Genomic DNA, 21593 nt, shown 5'->3' on the forward strand with positions numbered 1-21593 from the left:
AAGGAGTTACTTTGTCGGTCCAAGACCAAATACAGCAGCTGCACAGCATCAAAGACGTAAATGATATTACTGGGTTTAAGCGCGCAGTAAAATCCAACTACGAGTGGCTTCACGATAACTTTAACAAAGAGTTAGTGGATAAACTTGTTGTTGCACGCAGCGATTTTACCGATGCACTTTTGCGTCATGCATGGCAATTATTGGGCCTCGATAAAGAACCGAGCCTTGCTTTGTGCGCCGTTGGCGGATATGGACGCGGACAACTGCAGCCCTACTCCGACATCGACCTGTTGATACTAAGCGAAAAGAAAGTAAGCAAAAGCGTTGAAGAGCGCCTTGGCCGCTTCATCACCCTGCTTTGGGATGTAAAACTCGAAATAGGTCAGTCAGTTCGCACCGTTAAAGAAACAATCAACCTCGCCAAATCCGATATCACTATTGCAACAAACTTGGTTGAATCCCGCATTTTATGCGGATGCGAAAACACCTTCAAACAGTTAATTGACAAAGTTAACAGCCCTAAAGTGTGGTCTAGCAAAGATTTCTTTCTTGCAAAGTTAGAAGAACAGCAAAAGCGTCATCACAAATTCAACGACACTTCATACAATCTTGAGCCTAACGTAAAAGAGAATCCGGGTTGTTTACGCGACATTCAATCAATCGGTTGGGTGGCCAAAAAGCACTTTAGAGAATACGACGGACTCACCTTAATTGGGCACGGTTACTTTTTTGAAATCGAGCACGCTGAACTCATTGAGTGCCGCTCTCACCTATGGCAAATCCGCTTTGCGCTTCATCTTGTTTCTGGGCGCAGTGAAAACCGACTCTTGTTCGACTATCAACCCGATGTTGCAAAACTGCTGGGATATGGCGAAGGTAAAGCCGCCGTAGAACAAATGATGAAAGCCTTTTTTAGAATTGTTCGTCGCGTATCTGAATTGAACAGCATGTTACTTCTGCGTTTCAAAGACGATGTGTTAGAGCAAAAAGTCAAAAAAGTGGTCACACTAAACGCAAAATTTGAGTTGAGAGACGGCTTAATTTCTCCGTCACAGCCAGAAACGTTTTACTCGCCAGCTGACATACTCGACTTTCTTAGCCTCATTAGCCAGCACGACACGATACAAGGCTTAGACGCTGACTGCATTCGTCAATTACGCAATGCTCGCCGTCGTTTCCAGTACCAGTACTATCATGAACGCCAAGATTGCCGTGAACGCTTTATGGCACTCATGAAGCAACCAGAGTTTTTCAACTTAGGTTGGGACATCATGTATAAATACGGCATCTTGCAGTCTTATTTGCCGGAGTGGGATAAGATTGTTGGTATGATGCAGTTTGACTTGTTTCATGCCTACACCGTCGATGAGCACACCCATCGTTTGGTTAAATTTGTCTATAGCTATTACCACGGGGAAAAGAAGTTTCCGCGCTGCCATCGTATTGTCAAAAATTTAGATAAGCCTGAGTTGCTATTCATCGCCGCTATTTTCCATGACATCGCTAAAGGACGTGGAGGCGATCATTCAACGCTAGGCTCTGTCGACGCACTTAAGTTTTGTGAACTTCACAATATGTCTGAAAGCGATGCGAACACTATTGCATGGTTGGTCGAGAATCACCTGCTTATGTCGGTGGTTGCGCAACGTCGAGACATATATGATGCCGACGTGATAAACCAATTCGCGACAACTGTAAAAACTCACGACAATTTAAATTTACTTTATGCATTAACTCTCGCTGATATTCGCGCCACTAATGACAACTTATGGAACGATTGGAAAGCGTCGTTATTGCGTGAACTTTATTTACTGACGCAGCAAGCTTTTGACAATGGCCTAGAGTGTCAAGTCACGCTTGACCAGCGAATTACGGAACACAAAACAGAGGCAATGACACTACTGGCTGAAAAAGGCATAAGTGAAGAGCAAGCAATGTTGTTTTGGCGACAAATGCGCCCAGACTATTTTGTACGCTTCAAGCCAAACCAGATTGCATGGCACACTGAATCAATTGTTACTCACCCTACCTTAGCCCCTGAGGATATTTTGGTCAGTGCCAGCAACAGCACCTCTAAAGCAGGCACTGAATTGCTAATCTATTGCAGCGACCGGCCAGCTTTGTTTGCGCAAATAGCATCGGTGCTGGACAGTCGAAATTGCTCTATTCATGACGCCCAAATTACGGTCACCGATGAAGGCAATGTGTTCGATAGTATGATTATTCTTGATCAAGATGCTCAGCGCATTGATTCTGAATTTCATATCAAAAACTTGGTTGACGCCATACGTTCGCAGTTAGTCAAACCCGGACGTTCGCATGCTAACAAACGCAAAATGTCACGCCAAATGAAGCAGTTAGATGTTAAAACAAAAGTGCGTTTTTACTCGTCAACCGAACACGCCACACTAGTCGAACTAGAAGCTTTGGATGCTCCAGGCCTTCTAGCGAAAATAGGTCACCTTTTTGTGGATCTTAATTTGACCCTAAAGATGGCTAAAATTTCGACCATTGGCGAGCGCGCAGAAGATGTATTTATTGTGTCCAACGAAGAAGGTAAAGCGTTGACGCAAGAACAAGAAATCACCCTTAAAAAACAAATTACGTTAAAACTAGACCAACCAGAAGTGAACCCAGCAATATGAACAATTTACAATCCATAATCGAAAATGCATTTGATACCCGTGACACTTTTACGGCCAGCACAGTCAGCGCCGAAATAAGAACAGCAGTAACCGATGCAGTGGAATTACTAAACTCTGGTAAGGCGAGAGTTGCTGAAAAAGTAGATGGTGAGTGGCAAGTAAATGAATGGCTTAAAAAAGCCGTGTTACTTTACTTCAAACTGCACGACAACAAACTTGTTGAAGGTGCTGAAACCAACTACTACGATAAAGTTCCTTTAAAATTCACCGACTACACAGCTGAACGTTTCGCTGAAGAACGCATGCGCGTTGTGCCACCCGCTGCCGTTCGCACAGGTTCATTCATTGGTCGTAACGTGGTTGTTATGCCGTCTTACGTTAACATTGGCGCATTCGTAGACGAAGGCACCATGGTTGATACATGGGTAACCGTTGGTTCATGTGCGCAAATTGGTAAAAACGTACACCTTTCAGGTGGTGTTGGCATTGGTGGTGTTTTAGAGCCGCTGCAAGCAAACCCAACAATTATTGAAGACAACTGCTTTATCGGCGCACGCTCCGAAGTGGTTGAAGGCGTTATTGTGGAAGAAGGCTGCGTAATTTCAATGGGCGTTTATATTAGCCAGAGCACCAGAATATATGATCGTGAAACAGGCACTATCACCTATGGTCGTGTACCTGCAGGTTCAGTGGTTGTATCGGGAAGTTTGCCAAGCCCGTGCGGGACACATAGCTTATATGCAGCGATTATCGTGAAGAAAGTTGATGCGAAAACCAAGGCAAAAGTGGGTATTAACGAAATTTTGCGTGGCGCTGAGTAGTTTTTTAGCGTCATACACGTGAACAAGGGCATAGATTACTATGCCCTTTTTTTACTCTCAATAACGCTCAAAGCCTAAGCTTCGGTTAACGAAGTGACTAAATTCTCTAACCACGGCACAATTTCCTCTTCCGCAGCCAAAGTTTCGATAGCATCAACTTCTAGCATGTTAGCAACAGGTTTGCCCTGAAGCTCTTCCAGCAACTCCTGAAACTGACGGCCAGCTCCGCAGAAGCTTTCGCCATAGCTACTGTCGCCAAGCGCTGCAACCGCAAAAGGCTTGCCATTTATCAACGGAAACTCGTCGCGCAAATCACTGTGGAAAAGCTCTAAATTCGGCGGTATATCACCTTGCCCTGTGCTGGAAGTAATCACCACTATCGATTCAGCTTCGCTGAAATCTGATGTTTCAGGGTCGGTGAATATTTCACATTCAACCCCTTTGCTTTCAAACATCGTTTTTGCTTCTTCTGCCACATGTTGGGCGTTACCATATACTGAACCGGCGAAAATACTCACACTGCGCATACTACTTTGTCTCCTATCGACTAATGAGGGCGATTTAATATCCTTTGCAAACGTGTCAGTTATGAACATGTCATTTGCGAATACTGTGAAATATAGTTGTGCAGTAGTATACAGGTAACTTGGGTTTATAGACTACCGTACATATCAAAAAAGTAGTCAGGCGCGTCAAGCTAACAAAGGTTTAAACAATCATGAGTTAGCTCAACGAAAAAATCTGAGCGAATATAAAAAACATTTCCATATTTATGCCGGTAGCTGTTAATGTTAAATAAAAACAATAAAGAGCTTGCACATTGAATTCAAACACCGATAAACCAAACCCAACAGAGCTTGCAAGCTATCAAAAAATTGGTCTGTTATTAGGCCCTGTCATCTTTTTGCTTATGATGCTATTTGGCTCGAACCAAACAGCAATGTCGACAGAAGCATGGAACGTGGCCGCTGTTGCTTTATGGATGGCTATCTGGTGGGCGACCGAGGCTGTGCCTGTTGCGGCTACAGCGTTTATGCCAATTATTGCTTTTCCTTTTTTAAGCGTGTCTAGTATTGCAGAAACTACTGCAGCCTATGCAAACCCAATCATCTATTTGTTTCTAGGCGCCTTTATCCTTGCACTGGCGGTTGAGCGCTGGAACCTACACAAACGCATCGCCCTCGTAATTTTAAGTTACGCGGGTACCGATGGAAAACGACTCATAGCTGGCTTCATGGTTGTGGCTGCCCTACTCTCAATGTGGATGACTAACACCTCGACCACAATGATGTTAATGCCAATTGCGCTATCCGTTGCCAAGGTCATCGCTGAAAATAATTTGCACCTTACAGAACAACGCACAAAATCATTCCAAACGGCAATGTTACTGGGTTTAGCTTACGCGGCAACCATTGGCGGTATGGCAACCTTAGTCGGAACACCACCGAATGCGCTTCTTGCTGCATTTTTGAATGAGCAGTATGGCATTAAAATTACCTTTGCAAGTTGGATGTTAGTTGGTGTCCCGCTGATGCTTTGTATGCTGCCATTAGCTTGGTATTCACTCACACATTGGAGTTTTAAGGTAGACATTCCCGCCAATGAATCGGTTAATCAGCATTTGAGCAAGCTGCGTCGAGAGTTAGGCGCCATGAGCAAGGCCGAAAAGCGCGTGGCTATTGTTTTCGCTTTGGTTGTAGTTATGTGGATCACAAGGCGCCCTATCTCGGTGCTATTTGACATCAATTTTTTAAATGACACCGGCATTGTGATGGCTGCAGCACTGTTATTATTTGTTTTGCCCAGTGGCAATAGTGAGCAAAAACAAATCATGACGTGGGACAATGTCAGTCAACTTCCTTGGGGCGTATTAATATTGTTTGGTGGTGGTCTGAGTTTAGCCGCTGCGGTATCGTCTAGCGGGCTTGCAAGCTGGTTAGGCGGTCACTTGTCCTACATGGACGCTTTTGGTATTTTTGCTTTAGTCATTGCGTCAACTGCACTCGTCATCTTCCTAACCGAGCTGACTAGCAACGTCGCCACAACGGCCACATTCCTGCCTGTAGTAGCTGCAGTTGCACTCGAGTTAGGCTTATCACCATTCATGCTATGCATTCCCATTACCTTAGCCGCGAGTTGCGCATTCATGCTGCCTGTTGCCACCGCACCAAACGCCATCGTGTTTGCCTCAGGTTTAATTAAAATACCGCAGATGGTAAAAGCAGGGTTATTGTTGAATATATTCGGGCTGATCATTCTCAGTTTGATAGCGATTTACTTAGCGCCTCTCATCTTTAACTAGCGTTGAATTGATTCAGTTTTTTGTCAGGATGCGTCATTGATCTCATGTGCAGGCTGCAAGCCTATTATCAACACCTGAAAGAACGCTTAATCAAAACGCCCGACCAATGTTTGAAAATCGTCTTCAAGCGTCGTCTCGCATACCATGTCTATGTCATTTACTGGATGTTTAAAGCTTAGCTTTGTTGCGCAAAGTGCTAATTTGTTGAAGTACAGATGATCACGTGCAAACTGATTTTGCTTACCATCACCGTGAGTGGTGTCACCAACAATCGGGTGACTAATGTGCGCCATATGCCTGCGCAATTGGTGCTTACGTCCTGTTTTAGGCATTAATTTGACCAAGGAAAAACGTGCGCCGTCATAGCGACCAACAGGAATAGGTAATGACAATTCAGCTAATTTCAGCATCTCTGTTTGCGCTTCTTGCGCTTCTTTGTCCTGCTTTGCTTTTTTGTCGGCAATAGGGTCTAGCTTCTCTTTCAGCGCATAGTCGATAAATAAGTATTCAGGTGCGAAGCCGCGCAGCACTGCAAGGTACTCTTTCTGAATAGTGTGCAGTTCAAACTGCTGAGCAAGTAAGCGAGCAACATCTGACGACAAGGCAAACAAAATAACGCCGGCCGTTGGCTTATCTAACCGGTGCACCGGATACACATATTGGCCAATTTGGTCGCGCAGTATTTTCATAAGAAATTCAGTTTCATGACGATCAATCATGCTTTTGTGCACCAGCATATTCGCAGGCTTGTGAACCACAACTATGTATTCGTCTATATATAAAATGTTTAACACGTTTACTGTTACCCGCTGTTTTGATATGGCGAGCGCAGTTTAACCAAGAGTCGGTAGCAATAAAAGGAAACAGTGAAAATGACGCTGCACAAACAATTGACCGCACAAAAGAATAATGGATGAAGCCCTCATACTCTTTAGTCACTTTTGTTTGGCATTAGTTGGTACATTTTAGCTATCTTGATACAATGCGCGCCAAACCAACAAGTTACGGCGCCTATGACTGCTAAAACAATTGATACCATCAGCGAATTTATGCTGCACGCTGGCACCGATTATCGTATTTACGATATGGGCCGCGGGATTGAGTCGATGGACTCACAGCAATTTATTGATATAGAGAAGAATCGACTCCCAGTTCCTTGCCCTCGTGCTGGAAGCGCTTGGTATGGCATTGTTTTTTGGAATAAAAACGTCAGTCATGAACAGTACATTTGGTTTATCACTTTGCCTATAGACGAACGTTCCCTGATTGTACAAGCTGCGCGCAATCAATTTCTTGAAGCCGTTGTTACAGCTTTAGGTAGCCAATTAGAAAAAAATGAAGAGAAAGGCGGAAAACTGCCTGAAAATCAATTTATCTTTACGCCTTCGCAGCAGCTGGCCGATTTTAATGCGATTATTCGACGCGATTTAGGCTTGTCGACACGAGAAGGCTTGAACAAAGCTATCGCTTACGTAAAAAACCCAACAGTGCTTCAATGGCAAGAATTAGCCTTACAAGATATTGCCGATTTAGCGGTTCATATTGAACAAAATGATATTGCGCAGGCAGTCAAACAGAACTTAGCCTCTTTACCAGTGCAGGTGTTAACAGCATTTTGCAGCAGTTTGGAAAATATCCATTTTAACGATAGCCTCACAGATAAGTTAATCGATTTATTTGCAACTGCGGAGCATGCTGAAATACAGCACATGGTGCTTCGTGGTCTCAAAGGCAGTCAATCCAGCGACAAAGTGTCGACATTTATTAAAAAGCTATTAAACGAAGGCGAGCCCGACACCGAATGCTTGGTGATAATAGCGGGTAGACACTTTCGATTATTAAATGAAGAAGCGTTACTCATTAGCTTCTTCAACAAGATTATCACTATCGATCCAAGCGGCAAGTTGTTCAGAGGTATTTATGCAGATCTTGTACAAGTGCCATCAAGTAGAATTGGGCTGCTCACCTTAATGCGAAAGCCCAATTTACCAAAGCCCATTGCCAATGCTATTGCCGCTTTGTACCAACAGGTGTCTGAAACTAAGAGGGCGGTCTCATGACATTGGGCTCATTAGTCATACTGCTCAGCATTGCCTGGATCGCTTTTCAATTTTGGCGCTTGCGTGGCATGGCCGAATACAGTATTCAATACGCAACTCAATACTGTGAAAAACAAGATCTTCAGTTTCTATCCTTAGCAAGACGTTCAACTCGTATTGCGTCGCATAGAGGAAAGCTTGATTGGAAGATTGTGTATCAACTGGAGTTCAGCAGCAGCGGCTCAGATGCTTATATTGGGACGATGACCAGTTTTGGTAATTCAGTGATTGAGATGAATTTGCCTGCTTATAAAATCGATTAGGTGTTAAAACATTTAAGTCATCTAGACGAAAAAAGCAGAAACATCCTGTTTCTGCTTTGTTTTCAATTTTGAGCATCCCTCTCAGCGTTCCCTTGCTAAAGTATCATCCTTATTAAATCCCTTACACCCCTTTCCATTTCATCCCACTAATCCTAAGCAGGCAACACTCCATGTGTCGATCCCTTTTCCTTTATTCCTTATTATTGCAAATCCTTGATGCAATATTCTTCGTCCTGAAGTTGTCCCTTGAGTCTTCGTCCTGAAGCTGTCCTTTGAATCTTCGTCCTGAAGTTGTCCCTTGAATCTTCGTCCTGAAGTTGTCCCTTGAATCTTCGTCCTGAAGCTGTCCTTTGAATCTTCGTCCTGAAGTTGTCCTCAGGCTTCCTTATCCTATTCGTTTCATCCTGAAACCTTCCTTCGTCTCTAACGCTTTCTTCCTGAAGGCATCTCCTTAAGACGAAAGTATATTAACAAGGTTTGTTTTATTTAATACAAACAAAAGTTTTGTGATCTTTTATCACTCGTATACTTATTAATCATGTCAGTATCGTGAGCATTGTTTTACTTAAACTTTTTTCTCAACGTGGTGCTAACGTCATGTTAACAAAGTCACTTTTGCTCACACACTTGTACGAAATGTCGTACAAATAAAATCACATTTTAGCTATCAAGCTTTTTTCTAAACATTACTTTACCAGTGATGCGGCCTACTTCTAGCTCCTTTACGAGCTCAAAATGACCATTGACGAAAAACGATAAACATTTAGGCAAGGTTACAAACACGCCAACGCCTTCTGTTTTATTGTCTTCTTGCAGCAGGCCGATAATGCCGCGCATTAGAATATTACCTAAGCCAATATCTTGATGGTCAGGGTGAACACCAATAAATGACAGCATGTGGTAGTCTTTTGCCGGTATGCATTCTCGTACTTTTTCTTCTTTTGAAATCATCTGCTTCGTGCCAAGAAAGCCAGCCGTTAGCAACATTTTCAAGCGCCAATGCCAATATCTACCCGCGCCAAAAGCAGCGTCAGGACTAATCAAACAAGCAACAGCCAACAGTCGCCCTTGTTCAAATAAACCAATCATCGGCTGCTTGGCATCCCAAAAAGCATTCAGCTCTTCACGAATAGCCGACCGCAGTCTGTTTTCGTAGCCTTCTCGATCAATTTCAAAAATGTCGTTGAATAGGGGGTCGTCAAAATAGGCGTTGTACAAAATAGACGCCGCAACTTTTAAGTCATCGGCGCCCAAGTAGACCGCTCTGATGTCATCGATATTAGGTTGATATGTTGCTGTACTCATAAAGGCTTCCTTATTGCTTTATCCATACAATAAAACATTCTGATGAATACAATAACATTTTTTTAACAATGTACTGTTGATCTACGGCAAAAAAATCGACGTTTGCTCTGCATTTATAAAAAAACCGCTCGTTTCTGAGATTTTCCCAGTTTAAAGAGCGGCTTTTGCTAATTTACTCACCTAGTAGCAAACCTGCTGAGTCTATCTATTTTAGTTGCTACAAATATTTAGACAGAGATAATTCGCCCCAACCTTTAAGTTCATCATTTACAAAGACCAAAGGTGTACATTCATTTTTAGTTGTAATGCCATCATCATCAACGCGCTGAGTTCTGTAATACAGTACTTGCACTGCATCACCGTTGCTGCTTACCATTTCATTAAAGTCCGCTGCGCCAAGTTGATCAATAACCGACTTTTTTGAGACGCCAGGGCTAAGATCAGCAATAAACTGTCGATTCTTCGCTTCATGCTTCTGCCAATTGACACCACTCGACACGTCATAACCATCTTCATAGTTATCATCAATCGAAATTACGCAACCGCTTAGCAACATTGTGCTAGCGAAAAAAGAAGTAAGAAGCAGTGTTTTTGCACCGTTTGTTTTTATGGCTTTTGACTTTGTTTCTGTAGTTTCTAAACGTGTCGCTTTCATTTGTGTTCCTTAGTATGAGTTATTGATGACAGGCTATTTATTATGCGCTGTTTATTACGAGCTATTTATTACGCGCTATTTATTATAAAAAAGTACGCATTTTCAGTGTGGTAAACAATAATCAGACCAAAAATGAAATAGCTAACATTATCAATACTTTAAACATCAAAAGCTGAACTCAGGCTGAATAAGTGCTATTCATTCTCCTAAAAGATGGTCAGAATGACTAACAAGTGAGTTAATAAATTATGTAGAACAGATGAATTCGGAATTACAACAAGTAGTGAACACCTGCATAGCACTGCGCGACGCTGGTAAAAAACCAAGCGTGGGAATGATAAAAGCAAAACTGCTAGCACCATTGCCGATCCCAATTATTATCAAAGGCTTGAGCTATTGGAAAGAAAACAAAGCGACGTTAAAAATTGAAAAAGTGACAGAAGTGGCGCCAGCATCTGCTAAATCAAACGTCGAATTGACTGCGCGGGTAACTGAATTGGAGCAACAGGTGTTAGCATTACGCACCGAGCTTAAAACGTTACAACAACGTTTCGAGGGCGAAGTGTCGTAATAAAGGCATTCAGATCTTCCGCCAACTCTTCTTTAGGCACCTTCCCGACTTGCTCTAGCATCACCTTTCCACTCGCAACGTCAATGCTGATGATGAAGTCTTCTTGGTCGGTTGTTGCGAAAAATAAAGTTTCGGGCTGCTTTAAGCGACGCTTCATCAATACGTGTGAAATAAGGTTTTTTTGCAGTCGTTCAAAATCATCTTGATTCCACGCTTGCAAAATATCCAAATCACCGCGGTCAGTCGAAGCTGGCAAGTCATGACTGTAATAACGGCAGAACAGCGTTTCTAACTGAGGATGAATCTCAATTTCTAAGGCCTTTGCCAAATCACCTAAATGGGAACTCGCTGGCTGTAGCTGAGGACGCCAGCTAGTTTGCTCCCCATCGGCAACATCGGCTAATCGCGTCTTATTTAATAGCAAGCAAGGTGAAAACCAATCCACGTCATATTCAGTTAATAATTGTCTGTCGTCATCGCCAGCGAGGTCGATATAAGCATTAACAAGGGTATCGAAGTTTTCAACAAACGGATTTGACATGAATTTATGAGCCTTTAAAGATCAATCATCGTAATATTTGAGACAATACAATGGTGCCAATATGAGTAATGATTAACGTTGTAATAGAAGTTAAGTTGTAGTCAGGCAGATTAAATTGCATATTTTAAATGACTAGATGTGCCGACCGTTGAGTAAACATGATAAATTAGCGAATTAGCGAAGTATAGCGCTAATGACCAATTTTCAGGACGGGCATTCACCACTTAATCGATTATCCCTATTCTGAAGACGGGCTTTAACCAACAACTCTGACTACCTTGTACCTTATTTTTTTAGATGCCCTTAGGAGACATCATTGGATCATTTATCACTCGGCAAAAAAGTAGAATATGCCCAAGAATACGACAACAGTTTATTGCAAGGCGTGCCGCGCTCACTAAGTCGCGACAGCATAAAATTACCAGCACAACTCCCCTTCCACGGCACAGATATTTGGAATGGTTATGAATTGTCTTGGCTAAATGCAAAGGGTAAGCCACAAGTGGCTATTTTGCGTTGTGAAGTACCCATTACTTCGCCAAATTTAATTGAGTCAAAGTCATTCAAACTTTATTTAAATAGTTTAAATCAAAGCCGATTTGCCAGCGTTAATGCTGTCATGCAGGTACTTGAGAATGACTTGAGCGAATGCGCTGGTGATAGTGTGGCGGTGCATGTAATACCGTCATCGCAGTTCGATAGTATTCAGTTTGGACAGTTCACTGGAACGTGCATTGATGAACTAGACATTGAAGTGAATGACTTTGCTATCACACCTGAACTTCTTAAGCCAAGCACCACGGCGCGAACTGAGATTGTTTGTTCAGAGACATTGGTTAGTCACCTGTTAAAATCAAACTGTTTGATTACTAATCAACCTGATTGGGGTAGCATTTTAATAAAGTACACTGGCACCCAAATATCGCACGAAGGCTTGTTGCGTTATTTAATTTCGTTTAGGCAACATAACGAGTTTCATGAGCAATGTGTTGAACGTATTTTCTATGATATTTTGCAGCAGTGTCAGCCACAGCAACTGACCGTTTATGCAAGATATACACGCCGTGGCGGTCTGGATATCAACCCATTTCGTTCAAACTTTGAAGCGCCCTATGCGGACGCACGATTAGCCAGACAATAAGGTAATAAGTAAGATGACCGAAGTTTCGCCTAAGAAGCAATTAATGGTGGCGCGCCAGTATTTAGACAAGCTCTCGATATTTATTGTGAACATGGCAAACTTTTATCAAGGAGCGAATCCTACGTTCGACCAAGAACTTGTGATGCTGAAAAAGCAGCTGTCTGGTAAACCTGACTATGATGCTGCCACCCAAATTACTGGCAAGCTCAATGCGGTACTGACAAAAGACACGAAGTTTTTTAAACAGCGCAATCTGGACTCTGTCTCGCATTTACAAAATGCCCTCAAAAAGCTTTCCAACATAAAGAATGTTTCGGCAGACGTAAAAACGGAGGTCAGCGAGTTTCTAATATCACTGTCGCCGGATAAACATGCCGTTGTTGCTCCACTCGCCCAGTTTGAAAAAGCCCTTCTTTTGTATAACAAGGCGCTGCAGTTTGAAACAGATAGCGATAAAGCAAAAACCCAAACGCCAGAACAAATTGCATTGCACAACAGCATTACACAGGAGCTAAAAGAGCTTATTACGCCTTTTTATGTCGGCAACAAAAGCGATAAAAATCTACAAGAAATCTATCGAAAGCTAAATATTGGGCTCGACCATAAAGAGCTGCTTGAATGCTGTTTGATTATGATCCGCTTTGTGATCAGAGACGTGATAAAAGAGGCGACCGCGACCAGCCGCCTGATCAGTAATCTGCATAAATCGCTGACTACCATCAATGACGACATCAACACAAACATTGCGGATTCCGAAAAGAGATTTGAGGAGCGTGTTCAATATAATAGCGAAATAAAAGAGCACATTACTGAGATAGAGTCAGTGGTGAGCGACAGCCAACAGTTAGATGAACTCAAAGAACAAGCCAAACAGCACCTTGATAAAATGCAGGCGTCTTTAAAAGCGTCTGCCGCGGCTGAGCAAAAAGAGCAAGCTGCAACAATCAATATGATGAAAAAAATGCAGGAGCGCGTTGTTGCACTTGAGGCAGAAGCGAGTACATATAAACAAAAACTGTTTACTCAACGCGTAGCTGCACTTTCTGATCAACTGACCAAATTACCGAATAGAATGGCTTATGAAGAGAAAGCCCAATTTGAGGTTCAGCGAGCACAAAAAACGGGTTCGCCTTTGTGTATTGCGATAGTAGACATTGACCACTTCAAAAAAATCAATGATAGCTACGGGCACTCTGTCGGCGATAAAACGCTGCAGGTAATTGCAAAGCATATTCGGCAATACTTGCCCAAAGAAGACTTTGTAGCGCGTTGGGGCGGCGAAGAATTTGTCATGCTACTGCCTAACAGCAGCATACAACAAGCCTTCGATAAAGTTGAACTGGTGCGTGAGAAAGTATCAGCGCTGCCGTTTAAATTTAAAGGTCAGCGCGTTACTGTTACTCTATCTTGCGGCCTAAGCCAAATTACACAAAAAATAACGCTTGAAGAAGCCTTCGAAAAAGCAGATACCCTGCTCTATAAAGCAAAAGACGCGGGACGAAATAAAACCCTATTTGAGGATATTGAATGAACACGGTGCAACTCAACCCCGTCGGTTGGATGAGTCAACTCTCACAGCTAGAAGTTAACCTTTTACAGCAATCAACCCAAAGCGATTTGTACGGTGTTTTTAGAAACTGCTGCTTAGCCGTTCTGAACAGCGGGGTTGATGAGGATGACTACCATAAGCTTTTCGACCCTTACAAAGATTTTGATGTCCGTTTGGTGCGCAGAGAACGCGGCGTTAAAATAGAGCTCATCAACCCGCCAGAGGTTGCTTTTGTTGATGGTGTCTTGATCAAAGGCGTACACGAACACCTGTTCGCCGTACTGCGAGACATGCTCTACATGGGGTCGAAACACAGCACTAACTTTGAACAACTAATAGACCAGCCAAGCAGCTTAACCACGCACGTTGTTTTCGACATGCTGCGTCACGCAAACTCGATCCCTCCCGACAACCTCGTTAATATGATCGTATGTTGGGGCGGCCACTCCATTCGTGAAGAAGAGTATAAGTACACTAAAACGGTTGGCTACCAGTTAGGTTTACGCGGCTTTAATATCTGCACTGGCTGTGGACCGGGCGCAATGAAAGGCCCAATGAAAGGGGCAACTATCGGACATGCAAAACAGCGTAATAAAAATGGACGCTATTTAGGCGTTTCAGAGCCGAGTATTATTGCTGCAGAGCCCCCCAATGCCATAGTCAACGAACTGATTATAATGCCTGACATAGAAAAACGTCTGGAAGCCTTTGTGCGAATTTCTCACGGCATTGTGATATTTCCAGGCGGAGCAGGCACTGCAGAAGAGTTGCTGTATCTGCTGGGCTTATTAATGGATGAACAGAATAAAGACCAAGTTATTCCACTCATATTGACTGGCCCGGAGAATAGCAAAGCGTATTTTGAAGCTATCGATCAATTCATTGGCGATATATTAGGCACTGAAGCACAAGAAAAATACACCATCATTGTTGGCGATGCATACAAGGTAGGCGCCTTAATGGCAAAACAAAAAGTGCTAGTGGAAGACGATCGCCTCAGAACTGGAGATTCACTGAATTTTAACTGGACGCTGCACATTTCAGAAGACTTTCAAACACCATTTGCGCCAACTCATAAAAACATGAGTGCCTTAGACTTAAGGCTAGACCAGCCTAAATCAACGCTAGCGGCAACGCTGCGCAAATGTTTTTCTGGTATTGTTGCTGGCAATGTCAAAGTTGAGGGTGTTGCAGAAATTAAAAAACACGGGCCCTTTGAGCTTACTGGCGATGCAGCCTTGATGCAGAAAATGGATATACTGCTACAATCATTCGTAGATCAAGGCAGAATGAAACTGCCTGGCAGCCACTACGAGCCCTGTTATAAAATTTCAATGTAAGACTAAATGCTAAAGGAAATCTAACAGCTGGCGTTGTAAGGTATCCTTTGAAAATTGAAAACGCGTTTATATCAGTCCACGTTATATTTGGGCTACTGATGTCAGTGCTGCGAAGCGATATAAACGCCATGAATATTGGCGATAGAGGCTATACCTGACGCGGTCTTTACGGTAGTATGCGCGCGACAAAATGATTAACTGGCAGCAACAATTTCTTCACAACGTTTTGCGAAAACCAGATTACATAAACTCTAACGACACTAAACTGGAGTGCACTTCATGAACCCAACACAGCAAAGCATTACCGTTATACGCGGTGATGGCATCGGCCCTGATATCATTGATGCCGCAACGAAAATTCTCGATAAAGTAGGCTGTAACTTCAAATACGAATACGCAGACGCAGGCTTAATGGCCTTGGAAAATCACGGTGAACTTCTACCGCAAGAAACCCTCGACCTCATTGCAAAAAATAAAGTGGCGCTTAAAGGCCCACTAACTACGCCTGTAGGTGAAGGCTTTACGTCTATTAACGTAAGCTTGCGTAAACAATTCAAACTATACGCTAACTTACGCCCTGTTCTGTCGTTTAAAGGCACCAAAGCGCGCTACGAAGACATCGACATTATTACCGTGCGTGAAAACACACAAGGTATGTATTCAGGCTTAGGACAGGTTGTTTCTGAAGATGGCAACGAAGCTGAAGCCACAAGTATCATCACACGAGAAGGCGCAGAGAAGATTCTGGTGTTTGCATACGAATTAGCGCGCCGAGAAGGCCGCAAGAAGATTACTGCCGTGCATAAAGCCAACATCTTGAAGTCTACATCGGGTTTATTCTTAAAAGTCGCCAGAGAAGTTGCTGAGCGTTACCCTGACATAAAATCAGAAGAAATGATTGTGGATAACTGCTGCATGCAGTTAGTCATGAACCCTCATCAGTTTGACGTGATTGTCACCACCAACTTATTTGGCGATATCATCTCTGACTTATGCGCAGGCTTAGTTGGCGGACTGGGCATGGCACCAGGTGCAAACATTGGCGAAGACTGCGCCATTTTTGAGGCTGTACATGGCTCAGCGCCTGATATTGCGGGAATGAACTTAGCTAACCCTACTTCTGTTATTTTAGCGTCTATTCAAATGCTAGAGTACTTAGATATGGCGGATAAAGCAGAGCGCATTCGTGCTGCACTGAAAGACGTGATTGAGTCGGGCGACCGTACTACTCGTGATTTGGGTGGTGAGAGCGGTACGACTGAGTTTACTGAGGCTGTTTTAGAGCGTTTGTAGGCTTTCGCTTTAGTGTATAGAAAGTACATCAAAATTGCTGAAAAGGAGAGCTTAGGCTCTCCTTTTTTGTGTCTGTTTTATACCACCCGCCTCCCTGTAATCCTCCCCCAAAATTCACACCACATAAACTAGCCATCTAGTCAGTTTCACCTTTCGCAGAATCAGCTTAAGCTTTGATCGTGCGTTTGCGCTTTGGTTCTGTCGCTGCTAATGCGTTGGCAAGTTGCATTCAAGCATAAAAAGGAAAACATTATATTTAACACTTAAAAGGAATTATCATGAAAAAATTAAAATATTTAATACTTAGCGCTGCCTTGGTTTCAGGTTGTGCGTTCATGCCAGCACAGGCGGCGGAAACAGCGCCAAAAGAAGTCATGACCCAAGCATTTGAGGCAAAATTAGACATTAACAAGGCGAGTGCTGAGGAGTTGACGGCGCTTCCGGGCGTTGGCATGAAGAAAGCTGCCGAAATTGTGAAGTTTCGTGAGTTGAACGGTAACTTTAAAAGCGTAGATGAATTGGTTAATGTAAAAGGTATTGGGGTGAAAATGGTGGCCAAGATTAGTGGTTTGGTAAAGGTTTAGGGGCTCAGTTTTGCTTTTAATAGCCGGCGATCGAGCAATGCCCGATTGCTGGCTATTAAAATAAACATTTGATCTACAACGTTTTCAAATACTCAGTAAACTCCACACCTAACTCAGGATGACGCATTGCGTATTCTACGTTAGCTTTCATGTAACCAAGTTTACTACCACAATCATGGCTTTTGCCTTTCATGTAGTATGCGTCAACTTGCTCGTGCTCCATAAGTGCATCAATAGCGTCAGTTAACTGAATTTCACCGCCAGCACCTGGAGGCGTTTTGGCTAATAAATCCCATGTTTTTTCAGATAGAACATAACGACCTACAACGGCTAAATTAGAGGGAGCCTCTTCTAAATCAGGTTTTTCAACCATTCTAAACATCTTGCAAGACTCACCAGGGGCGAGCTCCTTTCCTTCTAAATCGACAATACCAAATTTAGATACGTCTTCTTCAGCCACTTTTTCAACCATTACTTGGCTAACGCGACTGGTGTTAAACTTCGCGACCATATCAGCAAGATTGTCTTTTTTGAGGTTACTTGCTACATCGTCAATGATTACGTCAGGTAGCACAACAGCAAAGGGTTCGTCACCAATCAGTGGGTATGCACACATAATTGCATGACCAAGGCCACTGGCAACGCCTTGACGCACGTGCATTATCGTTACATCTTTAGGGCAAATAGCTTTAACTGCATCGAGAAGCTGGCGTTTAACACGCTTCTCTAGGGTGGCTTCCAGTTCGAACGATGTATCAAAGTGGTTTTCAATACTATTCTTACTCGCGTGAGTCACTAGAATAATTTGCTTAATACCCGCTTGCACACACTCATTCACCACGTACTGAATAAGAGGCTTATCAACTACCGGCAGCATTTCCTTTGGTATCGCTTTTGTCGCTGGTAGCATTCTTGTTCCCAAACCAGCTACAGGTATTACTGCCTTTTTCACTTGACTCATAATTCAATTCATCCTTATTTGTTTTTTCACTCATGCAACATAATGGCGTAAAATTAAGTTTGTAAAAGTTGGCTACAGCCCTTTTACTGATAAACCTCTACCAATAGCATAGTAATGCAATCCGTATTCCGAAATTAGACTTGGGTCAAATAAATTACGACCATCAAAAATAACATCGTCTGCAAGTTGTGTTTTAATCATGTCAAAGTCTGGCGCTCTAAAAACCTGCCATTCAGTACATATCACCAAACAGCTCGCGCCAGACAATGTACTTTCTTTCGTACCCATCAACTTTAAATCTGAACGAGAGCCGTAAATGCGCTGAGTTTCTTCCATCGCTTCTGGGTCGTAGGCCTGCACAATTGCGCCCTGCTCCCACAGCTTTTCCATCAATACGCGGGATGATGCTTCACGCATATCATCAGTATTTGGTTTAAACGATAACCCCCATAGTGCGATGGTCTTGCCTTTTACATCACCGTTGTAATGGTTCATGATGTAGTCAAACAATTTTTCTTTTTGACGATAGTTTACAGCTTCAACCGCTTCCAAAATTTTAGCAGTATAACCGACACCCGTTGCACTACGAACGAGCGCTTGCACATCTTTGGGGAAACAAGAGCCTCCGTATCCGCAACCTGGGTAAATGAATTGATAACCAATTCGCGGGTCGCTGCCGATACCTTTTCGCACATTTTCAATATCCGCACCCATTAATTCCGCTAAGTTAGCCATCTCATTCATGAAGCTAATTTTAGTGGCTAGCATGCAGTTGGCAGCATACTTGGTGAGTTCCGCGCTGCGCACGTCCATCACAATGATTTTGTCATGGTTGCGATTGAATGGACTGTAGAGCTCTCGTAGTTTCTTTTCTGCATACTCACTATCAGTACCAAGAATAATTCGGTCAGGCCGCATACAGTCATTAACTGCAGCCCCTTCTTTTAAGAACTCAGGGTTTGAGACCACATCAAACGTTAGTTCTTTTTTTAATGCTTTAAGCGTTGCGCTCACAGTTGCAATCACTTTGTCTGCGGTACCCACTGGCACAGTTGACTTATTGATGATAATTTTGTGCTTTTGCATGTGAGTAGCAATAGTTTTAGCAACTGCTTGTACGTATTTCAAGTCAGCTGAGCCATCTTCGTCTGGTGGTGTACCCACAGCAATGAAGATAACTTCACCATGCATTACGCCACGCTCAGCATCAGTCGTAAATTTAACTCTGCCCTGCTCGAAATTTGAATTCACTAAAGGAGTTAAACCCGGTTCGTAGATTGGAATGATTCCTTTTTCCAAATTATCTACTTTGTTTTGGTCTACATCGACGCAAACTACATCGTGACCGACTTCTGCTAACACAGCAGCTTGCACTAGACCGACGTAGCCGATGCCAAAGACTGTTACTTTCATTGGGGTTCCCTTTTCATTTCACGATACATCCTAAATTTCTAGGAAGTATTATATTTATGCGATTTAGTTATTCAAATTTAATTAATACGATCCTTCGTTCTTCGCAAGTTTATCACTTCAGCAGATTGAGTTTGAGACTCGACTGGATTTCGTGCAAGCCATACTAAATCACAAATACCATCAGAAGGATTAAAACCAGTAGGGGCGTTTAGTAATATTTCTCTGATACCTTCGTGGTCAAAGTTATGGCACATTTGTTCCAACTCATCAAGCATCGGCTCCAAGTCTTGCCAAGTCAACATAGCTTCATTTGCCGTCATGATACGCTCATGAAAAGTGTCGTGAACATTGTCGCCAATCAGCAGTTCTTCAAATAGCTTTTCGCCTGGACGAAGTCCTGTATATTCGATTGAAATGTCACCATTCGGGTTCGAGTCGTCTTTAATTTCTAGTCCAGACAAACGGATCAACTTTTCAGCTAGGTCTTTTATTTTTACGGAATCACCCATGTCCAACACAAAAACATCACCACCTTTACCCATAGCACCAGCTTGAATAACAAGCTGCGCAGCCTCTGAATTTGTCATGAAGTATCTGGTAATGTCTTCATGTGTAAGGGTTATAGGTCCACCTTCCTTAATCTGACGTCTAAATAGCGGTAATACAGATCCTGATGAGCCCAGCACGTTGCCGAAGCGGACCATGCAAAATCTAGTGTTTTTATTGAATGATGCCTGCGATAACGCCTGTAAGACTAATTCAGCCATTCGTTTCGAAGCGCCCATGACGCTGGTTGGACGTACCGCTTTATCGGTAGAAACAAGCACAAAAGTTTCTGCTCCCGCATTGATTGCTGCTCTAGCAGCATAGTATGTGCCAAATACATTGTTTCTTATTCCTTCAACGACGTTGTGTTCAACCAATGGAACATGCTTGTATGCCGCTGCGTGGTAAATGGTATTGATATTGAAAGCTCTCATCACGTTTTCGACGCGATTGATGTGCTGCACCGAACCTAGAAGTGGATAAAGCTTAATTTTCAGCCCATTTTTAGTTATATATTCGCTGAGCTCTTTTTCGATTTCATACAAAGCAAATTCAGATAGCTCAAGGAGCACTAGTGTAGTAGGTTTGAACTTAATAATTTGACGACACAATTCAGCACCAATTGACCCGCCAGCCCCACTCACCATAACGTTTTTAGCGGTAATATTTTGCGCCATTAACTGTGGTAGAGGAATCACCGGTTCGCGTCCTAGTAAGTCCTCAATTTCAACGTCAACGAATTCTGCTGGGTTAATATTTCCCTCTATGACATCTTTTATGCCCGGGATTGTTTGAACTTGAACTTGATATTTTTCCAAAGAATTAATAACGCGGTTTCGTTCAGAACGACTGGCGCTCGGCAACGCTAGTAAAACTTTGGTCGCTTTCCCAGCTTCTACAAGTGATTTCAATTCAAAGAGTGATATTACTGGAACACCCTGGATGACAGAACCATGTTTGCTCTTATCATCGTCGATAAATGCAGAAACATAGAACTCTAATCCTGTGGCAATACCTGTCGCCAACTGACGGCCTGCTGACCCTGCACCGTATATAACTACCGGAAGCTTATTTAAACCGGTAAACTGGGTCACTAGAGCTCTGACCAACAGTCTAGCGCCGCCAACTGACAACAAAATAAGGGCACAGTATATTAAAGGCATTGTTCTAGGAACTGCCGTTGACGAGAAAAACGCTATAAGTACCAATGCTGCGGTAGATAACATTGTTCCAGCTACGACAGCCCAAACGGCCTGAGAACTCATATATCGAAGTACAGCACGATATAGACCTAACTTTATAAATATTATAAGGCTGACTGGCAATAATCCGCAGAGTATCAACCAATAGCTAGCATTAGAAAACCCAGACAGATTGTCCAAGCGGATTACCAGTGAGGCCCAGAACGAGCATATTATAAATAGCGAGTCCACTGATAAAGTAATAATTCTTTTTGTTTTCCTTTTTGAATTTAAAACTCTACTAAGCATTTGTGAGACCATGACCATCCTTTCTGCGATTTAACTTCTTGTTATTATCGAACGAGCTCGTTTATACATCTAGA

19 protein-coding genes are annotated in these 21593 nt (G+C 42.9%); 11 read left to right on the plus strand and 8 right to left on the minus strand.

All coding sequences use genetic code 11. The features are described from left to right. Nucleotides 1-11 precede the first annotated feature (11 nt). Together glnD and dapD are read left to right on the plus strand one after the other, a co-directional pair. The gene (gene glnD, locus GNIT_RS11720; RefSeq protein ID WP_014109432.1) at nt 12-2645 is read left to right on the plus strand and encodes a [protein-PII] uridylyltransferase; all 2634 of its coding nucleotides are present in this window, start codon (nt 12-14) and stop codon (nt 2643-2645) included. Beyond that, nucleotides 2642-3466 (plus strand): 2,3,4,5-tetrahydropyridine-2,6-dicarboxylate N-succinyltransferase, encoded by an 825-nt coding sequence (gene dapD, locus GNIT_RS11725; protein WP_014109433.1) that lies wholly within the window; start codon nt 2642-2644, stop codon nt 3464-3466. The genes glnD and dapD overlap by 4 nt, the downstream gene beginning before the upstream one ends. A 74-nt stretch (nt 3467-3540) precedes the next feature. Here the strand turns inward: dapD and GNIT_RS11730 are convergent, their stop codons facing one another. Beyond that, complete coding sequence (locus GNIT_RS11730) at nt 3541-3993, minus strand: flavodoxin domain-containing protein (protein ID WP_014109434.1); 453 nt, start codon at nt 3991-3993, stop codon at nt 3541-3543. 383 nt (nt 3994-4376) lie between these two features. Between GNIT_RS11730 and GNIT_RS11735 the strand changes: the two genes are divergently transcribed. Then, complete coding sequence (locus GNIT_RS11735; RefSeq protein ID WP_148261802.1) at nt 4377-5768, plus strand: SLC13 family permease; 1392 nt, start codon at nt 4377-4379, stop codon at nt 5766-5768. 86 nt (nt 5769-5854) lie between these two features. On the opposite strand, the gene GNIT_RS11740 is transcribed toward GNIT_RS11735, so the two are convergent. Next, entirely contained in the window at nt 5855-6505 is a 651-nt protein-coding gene (locus tag GNIT_RS11740; protein WP_014109436.1) for a tRNA pseudouridine(65) synthase TruC, read from the minus strand. 276 nt (nt 6506-6781) lie between these two features. Between GNIT_RS11740 and GNIT_RS11745 the strand changes: the two genes are divergently transcribed. Together GNIT_RS11745 and GNIT_RS11750 are read left to right on the plus strand one after the other, a co-directional pair. Next, nucleotides 6782-7828 carry a DUF3549 family protein gene (locus GNIT_RS11745; RefSeq protein WP_014109437.1) on the plus strand — a complete coding sequence of 349 codons (1047 nt, stop codon included), beginning with the start codon at nt 6782-6784 and terminating at the stop codon, nt 7826-7828. After that, nucleotides 7825-8130: a DUF3301 domain-containing protein gene (locus GNIT_RS11750; RefSeq protein WP_014109438.1), complete on the plus strand. Its 306-nt coding sequence runs from the start codon at nt 7825-7827 to the stop codon at nt 8128-8130. Before GNIT_RS11745 ends, GNIT_RS11750 begins: the two co-directional genes overlap by 4 nt. 660 nt (nt 8131-8790) lie before the next feature. Here the strand turns inward: GNIT_RS11750 and GNIT_RS11755 are convergent. Continuing rightward, on the minus strand, nt 8791-9435 hold the full coding sequence (locus GNIT_RS11755) for a hypothetical protein (protein WP_014109439.1): 645 nt from the start codon (nt 9433-9435) through the stop codon (nt 8791-8793). 217 nt (nt 9436-9652) lie between these two features. Then, a complete protein-coding gene (locus GNIT_RS11760) occupies nt 9653-10090 on the minus strand; it encodes a DUF3192 domain-containing protein (protein ID WP_014109440.1) in 438 nt (145 codons plus the stop codon). 259 nt (nt 10091-10349) lie between these two features. Here GNIT_RS11760 and GNIT_RS11765 point away from each other — a divergent pair, with 259 nt between their 5' ends. Beyond that, a complete protein-coding gene (locus tag GNIT_RS11765; protein WP_014109441.1) occupies nt 10350-10661 on the plus strand; it encodes a hypothetical protein in 312 nt (103 codons plus the stop codon). Here GNIT_RS11765 and syd read toward each other — a convergent pair. Then, a complete protein-coding gene (syd, locus tag GNIT_RS11770) occupies nt 10621-11202 on the minus strand; it encodes a SecY-interacting protein (RefSeq protein ID WP_014109442.1) in 582 nt (193 codons plus the stop codon). The genes GNIT_RS11765 and syd overlap by 41 nt on opposite strands. A 316-nt stretch (nt 11203-11518) precedes the next feature. On the opposite strand from syd, the gene queF reads away from it, so the two are divergent. The 5 genes from queF (at nt 11519) to GNIT_RS11795 (ending at nt 17109) form a co-directional block, all read left to right on the plus strand. Further along, entirely contained in the window at nt 11519-12343 is an 825-nt protein-coding gene (gene queF, locus GNIT_RS11775; protein ID WP_014109444.1) for an NADPH-dependent 7-cyano-7-deazaguanine reductase QueF, read from the plus strand. Nucleotides 12344-12356: 13 nt separating this feature from the next. After that, nucleotides 12357-13874, plus strand: a complete 1518-nt coding sequence (locus tag GNIT_RS11780; RefSeq protein WP_014109445.1) for a GGDEF domain-containing protein — start codon at nt 12357-12359, stop codon at nt 13872-13874. Next, on the plus strand, nt 13871-15232 hold the full coding sequence (gene ppnN / locus GNIT_RS11785; protein WP_014109446.1) for a nucleotide 5'-monophosphate nucleosidase PpnN: 1362 nt from the start codon (nt 13871-13873) through the stop codon (nt 15230-15232). The genes GNIT_RS11780 and ppnN overlap by 4 nt, the downstream gene beginning before the upstream one ends. 279 nt (nt 15233-15511) lie before the next feature. Next, a complete protein-coding gene (locus GNIT_RS11790) occupies nt 15512-16525 on the plus strand; it encodes an isocitrate dehydrogenase (protein ID WP_014109448.1) in 1014 nt (337 codons plus the stop codon). Between the two features lie 278 nt (nt 16526-16803). After that, nucleotides 16804-17109: a ComEA family DNA-binding protein gene (locus GNIT_RS11795; RefSeq protein ID WP_014109449.1), complete on the plus strand. Its 306-nt coding sequence runs from the start codon at nt 16804-16806 to the stop codon at nt 17107-17109. Nucleotides 17110-17182: 73 nt separating this feature from the next. Here the strand turns inward: GNIT_RS11795 and galU are convergent, their stop codons facing one another. From galU to GNIT_RS11810, 3 genes are all read right to left on the minus strand, one after another. After that, the gene (gene galU, locus GNIT_RS11800) at nt 17183-18070 is read right to left on the minus strand and encodes a UTP--glucose-1-phosphate uridylyltransferase GalU (protein WP_014109450.1); all 888 of its coding nucleotides are present in this window, start codon (nt 18068-18070) and stop codon (nt 17183-17185) included. Between the two features lie 72 nt (nt 18071-18142). Then, a complete protein-coding gene (locus GNIT_RS11805) occupies nt 18143-19483 on the minus strand; it encodes a UDP-glucose dehydrogenase family protein (RefSeq protein WP_014109451.1) in 1341 nt (446 codons plus the stop codon). Nucleotides 19484-19560: 77 nt separating this feature from the next. After that, entirely contained in the window at nt 19561-21531 is a 1971-nt protein-coding gene (locus tag GNIT_RS11810; RefSeq protein WP_041246409.1) for a polysaccharide biosynthesis protein, read from the minus strand. Between the last annotated feature and the right edge of the window lie 62 nt (nt 21532-21593).

The organism is Glaciecola nitratireducens FR1064 (assembly GCF_000226565.1).
Lineage (GTDB): Bacteria > Pseudomonadota > Gammaproteobacteria > Enterobacterales > Alteromonadaceae > Glaciecola > Glaciecola nitratireducens.